Annotated in this window: 19 protein-coding genes; 10 read left to right on the plus strand and 9 right to left on the minus strand. The window is 60.9% G+C overall.

What is annotated here, in order from left to right; all coding sequences use genetic code 11:
• Nucleotides 1–3 precede the first annotated feature (3 nt).
• Nucleotides 4–780, plus strand: a complete 777-nt coding sequence (locus GY725_12830) for a crotonase/enoyl-CoA hydratase family protein (protein MCP4005071.1) — start codon at nt 4–6, stop codon at nt 778–780.
• Nucleotides 781–846: 66 nt separating this feature from the next.
• On the opposite strand, the gene GY725_12835 is transcribed toward GY725_12830, so the two are convergent.
• Nucleotides 847–1641: a methyltransferase domain-containing protein gene (locus GY725_12835; protein ID MCP4005072.1), complete on the minus strand. Its 795-nt coding sequence runs from the start codon at nt 1639–1641 to the stop codon at nt 847–849.
• Nucleotides 1638–2654, minus strand: coding sequence for a BtrH N-terminal domain-containing protein (locus GY725_12840; protein ID MCP4005073.1), 1017 nt, complete (start codon nt 2652–2654; stop codon nt 1638–1640). The genes GY725_12835 and GY725_12840 overlap by 4 nt, the downstream gene beginning before the upstream one ends.
• Before the next feature lie 121 nt (nt 2655–2775).
• Between GY725_12840 and GY725_12845 the strand changes: the two genes are divergently transcribed.
• Both GY725_12845 and arsM read left to right on the plus strand, forming a co-directional pair.
• Nucleotides 2776–3102 carry a helix-turn-helix transcriptional regulator gene (locus GY725_12845; protein ID MCP4005074.1) on the plus strand — a complete coding sequence of 109 codons (327 nt, stop codon included), beginning with the start codon at nt 2776–2778 and terminating at the stop codon, nt 3100–3102.
• Nucleotides 3099–3935 (plus strand): arsenite methyltransferase, encoded by an 837-nt coding sequence (gene arsM, locus GY725_12850; protein ID MCP4005075.1) that lies wholly within the window; start codon nt 3099–3101, stop codon nt 3933–3935. Before GY725_12845 ends, arsM begins: the two co-directional genes overlap by 4 nt.
• A gap of 32 nt (nt 3936–3967) precedes the next feature.
• On the opposite strand, the gene GY725_12855 is transcribed toward arsM, so the two are convergent.
• A complete protein-coding gene (locus GY725_12855) occupies nt 3968–4819 on the minus strand; it encodes a methyltransferase domain-containing protein (protein ID MCP4005076.1) in 852 nt (283 codons plus the stop codon).
• A gap of 115 nt (nt 4820–4934) precedes the next feature.
• On the opposite strand from GY725_12855, the gene GY725_12860 reads away from it, so the two are divergent.
• The 3 genes from GY725_12860 to GY725_12870 are packed head-to-tail and all read left to right on the plus strand — an operon-like array spanning nt 4935 to nt 6393.
• Nucleotides 4935–5372, plus strand: a complete 438-nt coding sequence (locus tag GY725_12860) for a hypothetical protein (GenBank protein MCP4005077.1) — start codon at nt 4935–4937, stop codon at nt 5370–5372.
• Nucleotides 5372–5857: a DUF2269 family protein gene (locus tag GY725_12865; GenBank protein ID MCP4005078.1), complete on the plus strand. Its 486-nt coding sequence runs from the start codon at nt 5372–5374 to the stop codon at nt 5855–5857. Before GY725_12860 ends, GY725_12865 begins: the two co-directional genes overlap by 1 nt.
• Complete coding sequence (locus GY725_12870; protein MCP4005079.1) at nt 5854–6393, plus strand: nitroreductase family deazaflavin-dependent oxidoreductase; 540 nt, start codon at nt 5854–5856, stop codon at nt 6391–6393. The genes GY725_12865 and GY725_12870 overlap by 4 nt, the downstream gene beginning before the upstream one ends.
• Here the strand turns inward: GY725_12870 and GY725_12875 are convergent.
• Nucleotides 6368–7120, minus strand: a complete 753-nt coding sequence (locus tag GY725_12875; protein ID MCP4005080.1) for a CPBP family intramembrane metalloprotease — start codon at nt 7118–7120, stop codon at nt 6368–6370. The two genes, GY725_12870 and GY725_12875, sit on opposite strands and share 26 nt — an antisense overlap.
• Nucleotides 7121–7180: 60 nt before the next feature.
• Here GY725_12875 and GY725_12880 point away from each other — a divergent pair, with 60 nt between their 5' ends.
• Nucleotides 7181–8377, plus strand: a complete 1197-nt coding sequence (locus GY725_12880; GenBank protein MCP4005081.1) for a hypothetical protein — start codon at nt 7181–7183, stop codon at nt 8375–8377.
• A 58-nt stretch (nt 8378–8435) separates the two neighbouring features.
• On the plus strand, nt 8436–9911 hold the full coding sequence (locus tag GY725_12885; GenBank protein ID MCP4005082.1) for an NAD(P)/FAD-dependent oxidoreductase: 1476 nt from the start codon (nt 8436–8438) through the stop codon (nt 9909–9911).
• A gap of 102 nt (nt 9912–10013) precedes the next feature.
• Here GY725_12885 and GY725_12890 read toward each other — a convergent pair whose 3' ends face one another.
• From GY725_12890 to GY725_12910, 5 genes are all read right to left on the minus strand, one after another.
• Nucleotides 10014–11285 (minus strand): LLM class flavin-dependent oxidoreductase, encoded by a 1272-nt coding sequence (locus GY725_12890; GenBank protein MCP4005083.1) that lies wholly within the window; start codon nt 11283–11285, stop codon nt 10014–10016.
• Nucleotides 11282–12160 (minus strand): transcriptional regulator, encoded by an 879-nt coding sequence (locus tag GY725_12895; protein MCP4005084.1) that lies wholly within the window; start codon nt 12158–12160, stop codon nt 11282–11284. The genes GY725_12890 and GY725_12895 overlap by 4 nt, the downstream gene beginning before the upstream one ends.
• Nucleotides 12109–12465: an FAD-binding protein gene (locus tag GY725_12900; protein MCP4005085.1), complete on the minus strand. Its 357-nt coding sequence runs from the start codon at nt 12463–12465 to the stop codon at nt 12109–12111. The genes GY725_12895 and GY725_12900 overlap by 52 nt, the downstream gene beginning before the upstream one ends.
• A gap of 56 nt (nt 12466–12521) precedes the next feature.
• The gene (locus GY725_12905) at nt 12522–13085 is read right to left on the minus strand and encodes a glyoxalase (protein ID MCP4005086.1); all 564 of its coding nucleotides are present in this window, start codon (nt 13083–13085) and stop codon (nt 12522–12524) included.
• A gap of 69 nt (nt 13086–13154) precedes the next feature.
• Nucleotides 13155–13790 (minus strand): helix-turn-helix transcriptional regulator, encoded by a 636-nt coding sequence (locus tag GY725_12910; protein MCP4005087.1) that lies wholly within the window; start codon nt 13788–13790, stop codon nt 13155–13157.
• Nucleotides 13791–13872: 82 nt separating this feature from the next.
• On the opposite strand from GY725_12910, the gene GY725_12915 reads away from it, so the two are divergent.
• Both GY725_12915 and GY725_12920 read left to right on the plus strand, forming a co-directional pair.
• Nucleotides 13873–15039 (plus strand): hypothetical protein, encoded by a 1167-nt coding sequence (locus tag GY725_12915; GenBank protein MCP4005088.1) that lies wholly within the window; start codon nt 13873–13875, stop codon nt 15037–15039.
• Nucleotides 15040–15480: 441 nt separating this feature from the next.
• Nucleotides 15481–17019 (plus strand): HAMP domain-containing protein (locus GY725_12920; GenBank protein MCP4005089.1); only part of this gene is annotated, 1539 nt, incomplete at its 3' end.

A 17019-nucleotide genomic window follows, 5' to 3' on the forward strand; every position in this document is an offset into this window, starting at 1 on the left:
ATGATGAGCAAAACGAGTGAAGAACTGATCCTGACCGAGACCCGCGGCCACGTGTTGCTCGTGACGATCAACCGGCCCGAGGCGCGCAACTCTTTCGACGGTGCGACGGCGTCCGCGATGGAGGCCGCAATGGATCGTTTCGAGGCGGACCCGGATCTGCGTGTTGGAATCCTCACGGGTGCGGGGCAGGCGTTCTCAGCAGGACAGGACCTGAAGGCGGCCGCGCGCGGCGACATGGGTGTGACGCGAAAGCGAGGAGGCTTCGGGATCATGACGCAGCCGCCAAACAAGCCACTGATCGCAGCCGTCGAAGGGCATGCGGTGGCCGGTGGATTGGAACTCTGCCTCTCCTGCGATCTGATCGTCGCCTCGCGCGACGCACGCATGGGCATTCCCGAAGTACGCCACAATCTGGTGGCGGTCGGCGGGGCTCTGTTCCGATTGCCACGCCGCATCCCTTATCACCTGGTGATGGAACTCGCGCTCACGGCCGACACCTGGACGGCCGAGCGAATGCACGAACTCGGGCTCGTGAATCGCCTGGCGGATCCCGGCAAGGCGCTCGACGTGGCCTTTGAACTGGCCAAACAGGTGCTTGCGAACGGTCCGCTCGCCCTGGCCGCCAGCAAGCAGATCATTCAGCGTTCTGGCGAGTGGACGGATGAAGAGGCCTGGCGCGAACAGATGAAGATCGCGCAGCCGGTCATGCAATCCGAGGACACCCGCGAGGGCTTGGCCGCCTTCGCCCAGAAGCGAGAGCCGGTCTGGAAGAGCCGTTAGTCGCTCGCACTAGTGTCCCGTTCCAGAAGCCCGGTGACTATCCCGGTGCCCGGACGCCACGCGGGATTAGAGGGCAACCGCCCGGATGAAGCGCCAGTGGTGGGTAAACTCGACCGCCTCTCCCCGTAGGCAGAGGTCGATTCCCGCCTCGGACTTCGCTCTGGCCAATGCGCGCATCACTTCGCGCAGGGGTTCGATCGATCTCGCATCCGACACGATCGCGGCCCACTCATCGAAGTTCCGCAGATTCGCCCAGGCCTCGATGGTCTCGATGTGAAATCCCGCCGACTCGATTGCGGCGCTGATCTCCGCTTCGTTCAGGAATCGGCAGTGCGAAGGATCGCGCAGCCGTTCGAGAGAGTTGTGCAGACGTGCCTCTGCAGGCTCGTTGGACGCGACGACGTCTCCTACGACGAGGCTCCCTCCGACGCGCACCACCCGATGCAGTTCGCCGAGTACCCGTTCTGGGATCGGAAAGTGGTGGATCGAAAGGCGGGTGACCGCTGCCGCGAACGCCCCGTCATCGAAGGGCAGGGAGGCCGCGTCGGCCTCGCGAAACTCGGCGGATCCGCGTTCGAGATCGCGACACGCATCACGTGCGTGGGAGAGCATTTCCGCCGTCGTATCGACACCGACGATCTGCATACCCGTCTGAGCGAGGGCGAAGGAGACGATCCCCGGGCCGCAGGCCAGATCGAGCACCGGTCCGTCCGGCGTCGAGCCGAGCAGTCGAACGAAAGGCTCGATTGCCTGAGAAGCATTGAATGCCGCCGCCCTGGACATCGCGTCCGCCTGCTGGGCAAACTCCCTTCGCGTCGAGGCGAGCGTGTCTTGCGAATCACCCTCGAAAGGGTCGCTCAATCGGCGACCTCGCGCAGCGACGTGAAGAAGGCGTGCTCGGCGTCCGCGAGTTCCGCCGCGATCTCGCCCGCGCGGGTGAACAGTGCCGGTTCGCAGCTTTCCCTTTCACTCTGTTCTTTCAGCAAGGTGGCCAGATCGCGCCAGCGGGCTGCGATGGCCGTCATGATCTGGGGTAGGCGGGCGGTCGCGATATCGGGTACGTACTCCGCCGCCTCTTCGAGAAAGGAAGCGTAGAGGGAGCGGAAGAAACTCCCGCCCGCACCGCGTTTGATCACGATCTGATAGCCAAAGCGTGAGGCCCACGACCAATCTTCGAGTTCGTGCCAGTCGGGGAGGTCGTCTGCGACTGTGCGGATACCGTCAACTCCCATTCGAACACCCGACGCGTTTGAATCCGTCTCCGTCAGCATCCCGTTGGCGTTTCGACGCATCGCCGCCAGGATGGCTTCGTCGATGGATACGCCTAGCTTCACATCACCCTGAAAATCCCCGAACTGGTTGTTGCAGCTCATCGGATAGTCGGGGGCGTTGCGGGAGTGCTTCAGTTCTTCGAAGCTGCAGCTTTGGTAGGCATCGAACTTCCGGTCGGCCAGATAGATCGTCTCGGATGTATCGTCATAGCCGACGACCACTGCCCGATGACCCGGGAAATGACTCGTGGTGTTGTGGTAGCGCAGATAGAAGGTGTCGGTGGACACCATCACGGGCAGGCCGGCGTCGATCTGCTCCCGCACCGCAGTCCAGGCCTGGTCGTCATCGGCAATCGGGCGATCCTCGAAGGGGATCTGCGTGTTGAGGCTGAAGTCGCTCTCGAGAGTCATCGTGCGACCGTGGAACATGCGCGTGGGGCTCAGGTGGTGGGATTGGATGTAGAAGAAACCCAGACCCGAAGACAGGCCGAAGATCATTTCCTCGGAGAAGTTCACTCCGCGGAAAGAGAGGATATTGCGCAGTGCGGTCGACGCGCAGTGTTCGCCGGTGCGATGAGCGTATCCCTCCACCATCACGGTCATCTTTTCGCGATCTCCACTGGGCCGGTCCGAGGGCCCGAATCGAGAGCATAGGCCCACGGGCTCCGGCGTGCAGGAGAGGCGGCCCTTGACTCTCCATCGATAATTCCATAAAGTTGGAACTATGGAAAAGCAATCCGTGATCAGCGCACTCGCGGCACTCGCCCAGGAAACGCGACTCGACGTCTTTCGCCTGTTGGTTCGGGCGGGTCCCGATGGACTGTCCGCCGGTGTCGTCGGCGACGAACTCGGGATTCCCTCCGCGACGCTTTCGTTCCATCTGAAGGAACTCCGCAGTGCCGGGCTGGTCCAGTGCGAGCGCGATGGCCGCTCCAGAATCTACAGCCCGGATCTGGAGACCACGACCGAACTGGTCAACTACCTGACCGAGAACTGCTGCCAGGGTGTAGGAAAACCCCCGTCGAAGCAGCGCGCGAGGAGAACATCATGAGTACAGGTACTACGAGCAATTCAACGACGCGTCCGCAGGACGCCGACGAACTGCGCGACCGGGTCAGCGAAGGTTACACACGCGTGGCCGAGAGTGCCGGACTGGGCGACGGGCAACGCGTGGACGAGGTCGGTCGGCGCATCGGTTACAGCGACGACCAGCTCGAAGCCGTGCCCGAGGGTGCGAACATGGGAGTGGGCTGTGGCAACCCGACCGCGATCGATGCACTGCGGCCCGGTGAGACCGTCGTCGACCTGGGATCCGGAGCGGGCATGGACGCGTTTCTGGCGGCGCGGCAGGTCGGTTCAACCGGGAAGGTGATCGGTATCGACATGACGGACGCCATGCTCGAGCGCGCACGAGAGAACGCGCGCAGCGTGGGCGTCGAGAACGTGGAGTTTCGCAAGGGCCAGATCGAGGATCTGCCACTCGAAGACCAGAGTGTGGACGCGATCATTTCGAATTGCGTCATCAATCTGTCGCCGGAAAAGGACCGCGTCTACGCCGAGGCGTTTCGCGTACTGCGTCCGGGTGGTCGCGCCATGGTTTCCGATATCGTCGTCGACCGGCCACTTCCACCGGCCCTCGTCGATCGACTCGATGCCTGGATCGGTTGTGTCGGCGGTGCGACCTTGCGAGAGGAGTATCTGGCGACGATCCGGCGAGCCGGTTTCAGCGATGTGCGGGTAGAGCGAGAGTCGTGTTTCGGCGACGGAATCGATTTCAACGACCCGCAGGTGCGCGAGATCATGGATGACCTCAATATTGGCCACGAAGAAGCGATGGGTTACGCGAAGGCCATCACCAGTCTGCATATCCTGGCGATTCGTTAGCCGTCCGTCGCAACCCCCTCCCGACGGCGCGTTCAGTCGGCTACGGCGATCATCGCCAGATCCGCGGCCGCGTCGTCGTACGGGTCGCCACACACATTGGCGAAGACCTCCAGGACTCGCAGACCCGCCGCCTCGAGTTCCCGTTGCAGGCTTTCGGGCTCGAAGTACTGCATCCAGTTGTAGACCTCCCAGCGCCGCTCGGGTTCGAAGATCGTGAAGTGGTCGAGGCTGACGTGCTCTGGCTCGTAGCGGAGGGAACACTGCAGGCCGAAGTATGGACCGGCTGACCAGAAGCCATCCATGAACCGCTCGCCGAACAACACCATTTCGTGCCTGGCTTCGAAGGCCGTCAAGGCGGAGGCGTCCAGTAGCAAGTGTCCGCAGTCGGCGATCAGTTCGCGGAAGCCGACCAGGAGGTTGTGGCGATCGTCTGGTGCCAGGGCGCAGTAGTCCTGATAGATGAGCGTGACCAGGTCCGCCTTCCCCGACGGCCGAAACTGACGATAGTCGGCTTCGATGTACTCGATCTCCAGGCTTTCCTCGGTCGCGACTCCCCGGGCGTGTTCGAGAGAGCGGCGCGAGAAGTCGATACCTGCCACTGTTGCACCGCAGCGCGCAAAACCCGTGGTGTAGAGCCCCGGCCCGCAGCCGAAGTCGATGACGCGCTTATCGGGACCCAGTACGAAACGTCGACTGATCCATTCGAGGGAACGCTCGACGAAGGCCCGTGGCCGCGAAGCCTTGTGTTCATCCGGGTCCAGGTGGAGTCGCAACATCTGGGCGGAGATATGTTCGTCGGTCCAGAGTGTGTCGGTGGTGATCCGGGAAAATGGTGCCGGCCGAGAGCAGGCTGCGTGCAGGCTCGCGTAGACGGGGTCGTTCACGAAGTCTCCATTCGGGCGCGGGGAGAGGGATTCGATACTGCCGATTTCCGGGTTCGCGCGCCAACGTATTGTCAACCAAGTTGACAGTATGCTCAATTGGCTCTACAGACAACGAATGGACGCAGGTCGCCTCGCCTCCGAGATCGCAGATCGCATCGGACACACCCACGTCCTGTTGAGTGATGCCGTCGACGAGATCATCGGACCGCTCGGTATCAGTCGCAGCATGGGAATTGCGCTCGCAGTACTCGACGCGTTTCCGGATGGACTGAGTCAGACTGCCTGGGCGCGCTTGCAGGGCGTGACGCGGCAGCGAGCCCACGCTCTTGCGAATCGTCTCGACGACGACGGCCTGATCCTGCTCGAAGCGCAGGGCCGCGAGGTCCGGGTCACTCTTTCGACGACCGGCCGCCGACTCGTGCGCGGGGTAGAGCCTCGCACCCAGGCCCGGCTCGCAAGCGCAACCACGGGACTCTCGTCGCGGGAAAAGCGAGAACTTCACTTGCTGTTGGGCAAGCTGATCACCAGTCTTGAACGAGACGCGGATTCCTGATGTCGCTCTATCTCTTTCTCAAGGTGATTCATCTGCTGGGCGTCAGCTTGTTTGCGGGAATCTCGTTCTCCAATGGTTATGCGGCCAGCAGTGCGGTTCGAAGCGGTGACCTGGCCCGGATCGAATTCGCATTCGATCTGGTTGCGCGTCAAAACCGCGTGTTCCTCATTCCCTCGACTCTGATTCTGTTCGCGACTGGCCTTTGGATGGCTCTTCTCACCGGCACTCCCGTATTGAGTGGATGGCTTGCAGAGGTCCTGGCCTTGTACACGGGACTCGTGGGCTTGCTCTGGCTTGCGGTCCACCTGGAAGCGAGGCTCCATCGCCTTTCGATCGCAGCGCGGGAGGTCGGAGAGCTGCCCGTCGATTTCGCGCGCCTGATGCGTTGCTGGAGTTCGCTGGGTCTGCTGGCCAGCGTCGGAATCATCTTGATGGTCGCAATCATGACGGCGAAGATCTCGCTATTGAACGGAGGCATGGGATGAGCCTGGAGAAAGTCCGCGAGGTCAAAGTTCCGCGAGGTCTGACTCGGCGACTCTATCGCGCACCGATCGCCTTGTACCGGCTCGGGCTCGGGGGACTGCTCGGCAAGCGCTTCATCCTCATCGAGCACACGGGACGGGTGTCGGGTCTGACACGCAGAGCCGTGGTGGAGGTGCTCCGCTACGACGCAGTGCGGGACGAATTCATTATCGCGTCTGGATTTGGTGAGGGCGCAGACTGGTACAAGAACCTGATCGCAACTCCGCGCGCGAGCATCCAGTCGGGCAGTCGACGCGTTCAGGTCGTGGCGAATCCGCTTCCCGTCGAGAGACGAGAGCGCGAACTCCTCGACTACGGACAGCGCAATCCGGAAGCCGCGAAGTTCGTGGCCAAGCTCATGGGATACCGCCACGACGGAACGGACGAAGACCTGCGCGCCCTCGGCCGCCTGCTCCCCCTTCTGGTCCTGGACGTGCAAGACGGAACCGTACCAATCGCTCTGGATCCCGAGCTCAGAACATCAGGTGCAGGACCGTGATGGTCACGGCGGGAAAGACACTGAAGAAGTTCGTGCAGCCGTGGTACACGCATTGCGGAACCAGTCGCCCGCTACGATGCATGACCCAGAGCCAGATCGTTCCGCTGATCCAGGTCGCGAGCAGAACCGCTCCCCAGGCGAAGATCCAGTTCTTGTCGAGTGGGAACAGGTGAATGACGAAGGCCGTGTGCCAGAATGCAAACATGATGGGGGCGAGAGTCAATCGCCTTCGCTCGGATACGCCCGCCGCTTTGCCCGCATCATCCAGGCAGGCTCGCCAGTAGATCTCTTCGCTGGGTCCGTTGATCAACGAGGCCACAAGAATTGCCAACGCCATATTGGTCGTGAGATGCGGCAGGTAGTTAGTGGCCCAGAGGGGAACGGTCCAGATGAGAGGCCCGTAGACCAGGAGATACTGGAGGAACAGGTGATCACCGCGGAGTTTCAAGCTAAGGCGAAATCGCTCCCGGTTGAACACGCCGCCGCGTCTGCGTCGGTAGTAGAGCGTGTAACTCCAGATGGTGGTCCAGTAGATGATGAGCAAGGGAACCCAGATCGAGCCAGGTTGCATCCCTCCGGCGCGAAACAGATAGGTCAGCCCGGCGACTACGATCGGCACGGTCCACGGAACGATGAAGAAGAAGCGTCTGGAGAAGGGATCTCCCGAATCTGAAGCGGTTGCGATGTCACTCGAGTCGACGGATTCAATCTGTCGTTGTGAGGTCATTGCTCTCCCAGAGGCTATCATCAACGAATGCCCTCGCCATCCAACCGCTCAACCGCATTCGTGAGCACTGAATCGATCCCCTACGCGCAGACGATTCTCGCGATCGAGCTTTCGAAGTTTGCAATGTTGACCCGGGTCGTGGAGCTGTTGTTTCGCACGGCCCACTCGAAACCGTATCAGAACCTCATCGACGCTGGAGCTCCGGCCGCCGCACTGCATGAACCCGGCTCGTTCGGGGTTTTCATGGGCTACGACTTCCACCTGGGTGAGTCCGGTCCCCGTCTGATCGAAGTGAATACGAACGCGGGCGGCGCTCTATTGAACGGGTTGCACACCGCGGCTCTATGCCAGCCCGAGCGACTCGACTGGCTGTGTTGCGATCCGCCCAGCGTTGCGGACGTCGAAGCCTTCATCGTGCAGAGCTTTCGCGAGGAGTATTCGGCGGCGAAAGGCGCGGACGCCGCGCTGCGCAATGTGGCGATCGTCGATGAATGCCCTACCGAGCAATTCCTACACCCCGAGATGGAACTCTTCCGCGAACTCTTTGTGCGCCACGGTATCGAAGCGCGGATCTGCGATACAGTCGATATCGTCGCCGGTGCAGACGGTGGCGTTGAATTCGACGGCATGCCTATCGATCTGGTCTACCTGCGCGATACGGACTTTCAACTCTCGAGTGAGCGCACGGCTGTTCTGCGCGAAGCCTGGCTGGCAAACCGCGTGGTCCTGACACCTTCACCGCGAGAGCACCACTTGCTCGCCAACAAGCAACGGCTCGAGATCTTTTCCAGTGAAGCGGCACTGAACGAACTCGGCCTGGCGCCAGAGGATGCCGCCTTTCTGGCCGAGGTCGTTCCCGAGACCCGCCAGCTCTCGTCGATGAGCTTTGACGAGGCCTGGGCGACGCGTCGCGAGTGGGTCTTCAAACCGGCCAGCGCCTACGGGAGCAAGGCAGTCTATCGCGGCGACAAGATCTCGAAGCGCAAGCTCGACGAGATCTACCTCGAAGGCGGATTCCTGGCTCAGCGGCGGGTCGATCCCGGGACGATTCCCGTCGAAACACCCGAGGGCGAGCGCGACATGAAATTCGACGTGCGTGCCTACGTCTATCGCGAGCAGATCTTCCTGCTCGGCGCGCGGGTCTACCAGGGTCAGGTTACCAATCTGCGCAGTCCCGGGGGCGGGTTTTCAGCCATCTGCGTAGCCCGCGATGCAACCGGGCTGGACGGTTGTTCTTCCCCATCCGGCAGGGGCTGAGTTTTTCTGAGATCCTGTCGCTAGATCTTCCTGCCACAACTCCGGAGACATACCCCCGATGCAAGCCTCCTCAACTCCCGATTTCCCCATCGCCATTCTCGGTGCCGGATTTGCCGGTCTGGGCATGGGAATTCAGTTGAAGAAGGCGGGGATCCTGAGCTTTGTGATCATCGAGCGCGAGGACGACGTCGGTGGGACCTGGCGCGACAACACTTATCCGGGCTGTGCCTGCGACGTGCCGTCTGACGTGTATTCGTACTCCTTCGAATTGAATCCCGACTGGTCGCGCGCCTTTTCGCCATGGGACGAGATTCGCGACTACCTCCGCGATTGTACGGACAAGTACAAGCTTCGCGATCACATGCGTCTGGGCGTCGCGGTCAACGAAGCTCGCTTCGACGAAGAGGCCGGATTCTGGAATCTATCGCTGAGCGACGGCAGCACCGTTACGGCTCGAGCGGTCGTCTCTGGCCTCGGCGGTCTGGTCGATCCGGCGTATCCCGACATCAAGGGGATCCACAGTTTTGCCGGTGAGGTCTTTCACACTGCGCGTTGGAACCACGACTACGATGTGGCCGGAAAACGCGTCGCGGTGATCGGCACAGGCGCGAGCGCCATACAAGTCGTTCCCGAGGTGGCCAAAGAAGTCGCGAAGCTCAGTGTCTTCCAACGCACCGCAGCCTGGGTCTTCCCGAAGCGCGACTATATCGTGAAAGAGAGCACGAAGAAGCGCTACCGGCAGTTCCCCTTCCTACAGCGCGCGGTCCGCTTGATCAAATACTGGATGAGTGAATTCGTGGGACCGTTCGTCATCCTCGACTCACCCAGGCTATCCGGAGTCTTTGAGCGGATCTCGGCGCGCCACCTCGACTCGAGCGTCGTGGATGCAACGATCCGCGAGAAGCTGCGCCCCGACTTCCAGTTCGGCTGCAAGCGGCTCTTGATCTCCGACGACTACTATCCCGCTTTCAATCGTGACAACGTCGAACTCGTTACGTCCGGGATCGAGGAGATTCACGCCAATTCGATCGAAACTGCGGATGGTGTCGACCATCCCATCGACGCGCTGATCCTCGCTACCGGCTATCAACTCGGTCTGGCCACGGCACCGTTTCCGATCATCGGACGCGATGGGCGCTCGCTCGACGACGCCTGGTCCGACGGTGCCGTCGCCTACAAGGGCGTCAGCGTCTCGGGCTTCCCGAACTGGTTCATCATCATGGGGCCGAACACCGGACCGGGGCACACATCGGTGCTCGTCTACACCGAGGCGCAAATCCGTCACGCGTTGCAGGCGATTCGCAAGATGATCGCCGAGGACATCAAGACCGTAGAGGTCAAGCAAGATGTGCAGGACACCTACAACACTGGCCTGCAGAAGCGCATGAAGCACACGGTCTGGACCTCGGGCTGCAGTAGCTGGTACCTCAACGAAGACGGTTCGAACCACTCGCTGTACCCGGGCCTGGCGTTCGAATACGTGCTTCGAGTGCGGAACTTCAAGCCGGCGGACTATCAGATCGTTCCGAGCTGATTGCGCGCTCCCGCAGTGCTGGGAGCAAGTCGATGAACTCGTCCGCTCCGACGAACTCGAGGACCTGCTTCCAGATCGGGATCAGTGACGGAGCCTAACTGCTCATGCGTTCGGGTCCGTTTTCGGGATCGAGAACGAGCCGCCGCGCGCCTGATCTTCGACACCCTCACGCTCCACGATATCGCGGCCGTAGGCGAGTATGGCGGGGATCTCGTCATCCGAGAGTGCTGGCAGGTATTTCTTGCGCTCAAGGGCCTTCTTGATGTACGGAGCCAGCTCCGCCTGCTTCTTGCGCTCGCGCTCTTCCTCGTTCTCCTTGAAGGTGGGCATCACCTCCCTGGCGAAGAGTTCGAGGGATTCGCAGATGTGCTCGTGGCGGTTCTTGCCGCCCTGCTGGATGAAGATCACCTGATCTACCCCAGCGTCCGCAAAGCCCTGTAGGTGCTCGCGCATCTGGTCGGGTGTGCCGATTCCGCGATTTGCTCCCTCGTCGGGGATCGTGTCGCGCGCCTGTTCGAAAGCCTGCCAGATATCGGTTCGTCCCGGCGTGTGGGCACCGAAAAGATAGTGGTGTCCGAGTGCAAAACCGAAGAAGCGGAAGCCGTCCATGCCTCGCCGCTTGGCTTCTTCGGCATCCTCGTGACACGAGAAACCCGTGACCATGGCGATGTTCGCATTGACTGTGTGACCGATGGGAACGCACTCGTTCTTGATGATGTCGTAGTACTCCGAGACCCATTTCTTGGCGTCGCTCTGGTCCACGAAGGAGAACGTGAGCGCTCCCATGCCGTTTCGGGCAGCTTCGTGGATCGTCTCGCGGTTCGAACACGCCAGCCAGAGGGGCGGGTGCGGACGCTGTACCGGCTTGGGCACCACGTTCCGACACGGCATCGAGAAGTACTCGCCCTCGTATCCCGGGTAGGGATCCATAGCGAGCATATTGGCAGTCTGCTCGGTCATCTCGCGCCACATCTCGCGCTTGGTCTCGGCCGTCCACTCGATATTGAAGCCCTCGAGTTCTGCTCGCGATGCCGATTCCCCGGTGCCGAACTCGACCCGGCCATTGGAAACCAGATCGAGGGTGGCGATTCGCTCAGCCACGCGGGCGGGTTGGTTGTAGCCCGGTAGCATCAGCACGATCCCGTGGCCTAGCCGGATCTGCTGGGTGCGTTGAGAGCACGCTGCGAGGAAGACCTCGGGCGCTGCAGAGTGGGAGTACTCGTCCAGAAAGTGGTGCTCGACCTCCCATGCGTAGTCGATCCCGAGTTTGTCGGCGAGTTCGACCTGATCGAGTGCTTCCTGGAACATCTTCTGTTCCGAATTGGGGCCCCAGGGGCGCGGAAGCTGGTGTTCGTAGAAAATTCCGAACTTCATCTTTCCATTCCTCCAATGGTCTCGTCGAAATCGCTGAACAACAAGGCACCCTTCTGCTGCTGACGAATCTGCAACGCCAGAGCGCGCCCCTGGCGAATCAACGTGCGGGCCAGAGTTCCCGGCCATGGGGCGGGCAAGAGTTCGAGTGGGAGAAGGGGATCGGGATCGAAGATGCGCGAGAAATCGACGCCCATTCGCAGCGTATGCTGCACGAAACGGCCGTCTGAAAGAGCCATGTTGTAGTCGCGCATGTTCTTGAGCCTGGGAACCATTTCAGAGTACCGCTGGTTCAACTCGTGATAACGCTGCGCAAGATCCCGAAGCGACCAGAGCATTTCGGCGATGGTTTCCGGATCTCGAGTACCGGCGATCTCCAGGTCCCGCGTGCTCATCAGGCTGATGTAGCCCGCCACTTCGAGACGCTTGGCCTCGGCCATCACATCGGGTTCCCACGGGTGGGCACACACATAGAGTCCGCCCTGGATCGGTGCCCCGCCGAGTTTTCGAAGCCGTGTCCGGAAGCTGTCTCGCAGAGTTCGACGCGACTCGGGAATCGCAAAGCCGACCAGATGCCAGTTGCCGTCCCAGGGTCGTTCACCGCGGTCCTGCAGATAGGCGAGCTTTATCCGGTTCCTACCCTTTTGCAGCTTTTCCAACCCGAGTTCGGTCAGGGCGAAATGGGTCCACCTGCCGCTACCGGAGCGACTGAGGATTCCCTTTGCCACCAGCCGCCGCAGGCAGGAACGCAGCCGTTCCGAAGTGATTCCACAGGCTTCCGCCACCGGGTTGAGTTCGGAGACGAGCAGTTTCCCGTCATTCCGGATCATTCCCAGGACCAAAGCTCTGGTCGGAAATAACTCGATCGTAGAAGACACGACCAAATTCTCGCACGATTGGAATTCTTGTCAATTCCAGATCCGAAGCGAGTTACCAGGCCTGGATTCGGCTCTTGCGCAGGGGCCCGACCGATATCGCGCAACCAGAGATCGCTGTCGTCTTCGGGCAGGCAGTAGATTGTGGCGCCCGCACACAGTCTCGATTGACTCGACATCGCGATCGACGCCTTGTCCAGGACGGCCACGCGTTCGACTCCCGCTTCGCGTGCGCTGATGGCCGCCCATAGACCGGCGAAGCCGCTGCAGACGATCAGCGGGTCCGTCTCGATGCGCTCGGTCTTCAATGAGTCCGAAATCGTGGGCGCCGCTCTTTGTGCAGGCCCGGGTCGCTCCCCGTTCGCTACTCGCCGAATCTCTCGCTCAGCCGCTGGGCAAGGGCCTGCTTCCAGTCTTCCATGGGTTGGAAGTCCGGAGTGCCCTTGTACTTTGCTTCGGTCTGCGCCGTGAGTTCGTCTTCGCTCAAAGAGAGATCCAGGGGATCGACTACTGGCTGGCGAACGTGCCACGGCGTATCGACGAAACACTCGATGCCATTGCCTTCGGGATCCGGGAAGTAGACCGACCAGCCGCGTCCGTGGCTGATGGGCATGAAGCGCGTGACACCGGCCTTTTCGGCGGCAGTCTTCATGGCGCGGAGTTCATCCAGACTCTTCACGTGGAAGGAGAGCTGGTTCACCACGCCGGCCTCTATCCCGCCGTCCTGGCGGCCTTCGACCAGAGCAATCTGGTGATGTTCCTCCGGGTCGGAACTCAGGAAGACGATCTCGGGATTACCCGGAAGGGGGAGCTTGCCGCGGTCGGTGATCTCGAGACCCATGAGTTCGGTGTAGAAGCTCACCATCACCTCCATGTTGTGGACGTGAATGCCGATGTGGCTGAAGTAAGTTCGGGGGACTGTGGCCATGAGTTCTACTCCTTGATTCCTGGTTTGACTTCCAGGGAACTTGTTAGGTGTTCTGAAAGACGAAAAGCGTCAAGACGTTTCCAGTGGTTCTCTGGCAATGCGCGCCGCTTCCTCCGGAGGAACTCCAAGTCCGCGCAGGATGAATTCCGCCGCGATCTCGGCGGCATCCTCGTCCAGTCTGTTCTGATTCCACGCGGTGAGCACTCCGATCATCGCTCCGTCGATCAAGCTCCAGGCGGTGGTCCGACTCCTGACCTGGAAGCGACCACTGGCCAGGCCGCGGTTCATATCGTCGAGTGGGGGCGCGCCCATTCCTTCCCCCAGATTGCGGAAGGGGGTTCCCGAATGAAATACGCACCAGTTCCACAGCGGATCGCCGTGGATCGTGCGCAGCGCGATGCGGATACCGGTGGCCAGGCGCAGGGCCGGGTCTTGGTTGCCGTCTGCGACCCGGTCGACCTGCTCGTGAATGGAACTGGCCCGTTCGTCGATCAGGGGACGCAACACATCGGCCTTGCTCTCGAAATGCAGGTAGAAGGTGCCATGGCCGACGTCCGCAGCATCCGTGATGTCCGAGATGGTGACTTCCTCGACTCCGCGCTCGCTCATGAGCTGCGCTGCGGCTTCGAGGATTCGGGCCCGGGTTCGCTGGCGCCGCCGCTGGCTGCGGGTGGTCGGCGCCTTTTCGCTGATGGCTGTCTTCACGATTGAATTATGACAAAATTCATGGTTGACGCAAGTCAGTTTATGACTATAGTCAGTATTTCAATATTACGGAGATCCTGACATGAAGCTCGAAGACGTCATTCCCGCGGCCCGTGCGCTCTTGCCAGCCATAGCCGAGCGGGCAGAGAAGACCGAAGAAGCCCGGAGTCTCCTGCCCGATACGGCTCGCGAAATGCGCGACGCCGGTATGTTCAAACTCCTTCAACCGCGAGCTTTTGGCGGATATGAGCTGGATCCGGTTGCGCTCATCAGGGCCAGTGTGGAGCTCGCTCAGGGCTGCGGTTCAACCGGCTGGTGCCTCGGAGTTCTCGCGGTCCACAATTGGATGCTGGGTCTCTACGATCGCCAAGCTCAGGAAGATGTCTGGGGAGAGGACCCGGATACGCTGCTAGCTGCCTCTTTCGCGCCCACAGGCACGGCCGAGCGCGTGGCCGACGGCATCCGGATCAGCGGCCGCTGGTCCTTCGCGAGCGGGGTGGATGCATCCAGTTGGATGATGGTCGGCGCCCAGGTTCCCTCGGACTCTCCCGTCCCGGACCTGCGCCTATTCCTCGTACCCCAGGATCAGTACCGCATCGACGACAACTGGCACGTCAGCGGTCTCGCCGGAACGGGCAGCAAGGACGTCGTGATCGATGGAGCGATTGTTCCCGATTACCGCTCCCTACCGCTCGTCGATGCCTTCTCGGGTCATTCTCCCGGCGCTGAACTCTACGCCGACAGTCCGCTCTATCGCGTTCCCTTTGGAACCATGTTGCTCTTCGCACTGGTCGGGCCTTCACTCGGAATGGCTCGCGGAACCTACGCGTCGTTCATCGAGCGATCCAAGACCCGGATGATCACGTACAGCGCTGAGAAGGTGTCCGAGCAGACGCCGGTTCACGTGTTGTTAGGTGAGTCTTCCTACCTTATGGATGCAGTGGATCTCCTCTGGGAGCGGGACCTGGCCCAGATCGCGCAATTCGCCCGAGAGAAACACGAATTCAGTATCGAAGAGCGAGCCTTGTACAAGCGCAACGTCGGTCTGGGTCTGCGCTCGTGTCAGGAGGTGATCGGAAAACTCTCCGGAGCCAGCGGTGCCCACGGAATCTTCAAGTCGAGCCCCATTCAGCGGGCTTACCGAGACGTGCACGCCATGACGACTCACGCGGCGTTGGAGCCCAGTCAATCCGCTCGCGTCACGGGCCGCGTCGCGCTCGGACTCGATCCCGCCACCTTGCTCGTTTGAACTGAAGGAACGACGGGGTCGCCAACGGCGAGCCCGTCGTTCCGCACATCCACTTTCCGCGCTGGTCCGATCAGCTCCGTTTCTCCGGTACGATTTGAGAACGAAGTACCGGCGATCCAAAGGAATGCTGCTTGAGCGGAAGCGGAAACCGGCCTTCACGGCCCCCCGATCGCCTTGTGTTGATCGGAAGACAGCGAGCGACCGATCGGAAGCCTCGATGTGAGTTCGGAGCATTCGAAACCCGGGATCCGAATTCCTCTTTTCGGTTTCACGTTGCCCGTTACCCGGACGCCGTCGTTTGATCTATGGCGCGCGTGAGCGCGTCTGTCCAACGTGTCACCTAACGACGCGAATTCTCGAACTGTGCCCTTCTGCCACTCAAGAAGGGGATATCGGGATTCGATCTATATCGGAGAAGTTGAACTGATATGGAATTTAGGCATGGGTTCGATCGGCGGTTTCGCGGGTCTACCCGCGGGAATTCCGTTCGACTGTGCTCGGGATTTGCGTACCCAACAAAGGGAATTGCTTCCGATGCCAGAAACCCCCGAGACCACTTCGAACTTCTTTCGCGACCTCCCTGTAGGTAGGAAACTCGCCGGTCTGGCGTTGCTATTCGCCAGTACTCTGATTGGAGTCGTCACCTATACGGTCTTGACGCTGAACCAGCAAAAAGCTGACGCCAGCGTAATCAACGTCGCCGGTCGTCAGCGTATGTTGACCCAGAAGTACACGAAGGAGTTATTGGACGAGCTTTCCGGTCGCCAGGTACTCGCCTCTACGGTCTCTCGGGTGGAAACGGCGGCGGCACAGGTTCTGGCCGACCGCGCCTACTACGCCAAGAACGTCGTCGGGAAGCTCAAGAGAGACGATAGCGCGGTGTACGCATCACCAGACTACGCTGGGGTGCACAACGCCATACCGGCACCCGCGACGTTTACCCAGGAGGTCGCCGACATCATTCGCGGTGGTGATGCGGGATACGAGTACGAGCTGCTCAGCAAGTACAATATCGATCCCGAAAAGGGTCTGAAGACTGAGATTGGAGAGGCGGCGTGGGCGGCTCTCGCTGAGAACCCCGACACTCCATTCACCCGTGTCGTTGCACGCGGCACCGGGGCTTCGCTGTTCTACGCCCGAGCGGATCTGGCGAAGCAGGGTTGCGTCTCCTGCCACAACGCTCTTCCGAGTAGCCCAAAGAGAGACTTCCGTGTAGGCGATCTGATGGGCTTGCTGGTTCTGAAGGCGTCGATTACGAACGACGCCAATCTTGCCGCTCAGCTTTTGACCACGGGGGCCGAGGCTCCCTACCAGAAGACGCGCAAGCTCTTTGAGGTATCGCTAGCGGCCCTGCGAGAAGGCGGTGCCACTTTCTCGGATCTCGGCATGCAGAAAGAGTTGCTGCTACCGGGGACTCAGAATACCGAGATACAGCAGCAGTTGGCAGTGGTAGCTGAGAAGTGGGGCGCTTTGCAGACCACGGCGGCAGCGATTGCGCAGGATCAGGTGAACTCGGCGGCATATCTGGCGAACATGAGCGAGATCCGCACTCTCAATATCGAGACTCTGAAGAACATGAACAAGGCGGTTGGAATGTTCGCCGCCGAATCCTCCGGGAAAGTCGCGGCGATGATTACCATGGAATGGATCATCCTGGCGCTCGCACTCGTGCTAGGTGGCTGGGTCAGCTTCACGATTGCTATGGGGATCACGCGACCGCTTCAAAAGCTGTCGGAAGCCGTCATTGGAGTCGGAAAGACTGGAGATCTCTCCCTCCGCGCCGAGATCAACGGGCGGGATGAGATTGGGCGAACGGTCTCCGCATTCAACCAGCTGATGGAATCGCAACAACACGTGATCACGGAGGTCAACGGCGTGGTCGGCGCACTGGCCGATGGTGACTTCAGCAAGCGCGTCGAAGTCGATTGCCAGGGTGACTTTAAACGCCTGAAGAGCGGCGTCAACACCTCGACTGAACAG

The sequence above is a fragment of the bacterium genome, assembly GCA_024226335.1.
In the GTDB taxonomy this organism is placed as follows: Bacteria; Myxococcota_A; UBA9160; order SZUA-336; family SZUA-336; genus JAAELY01.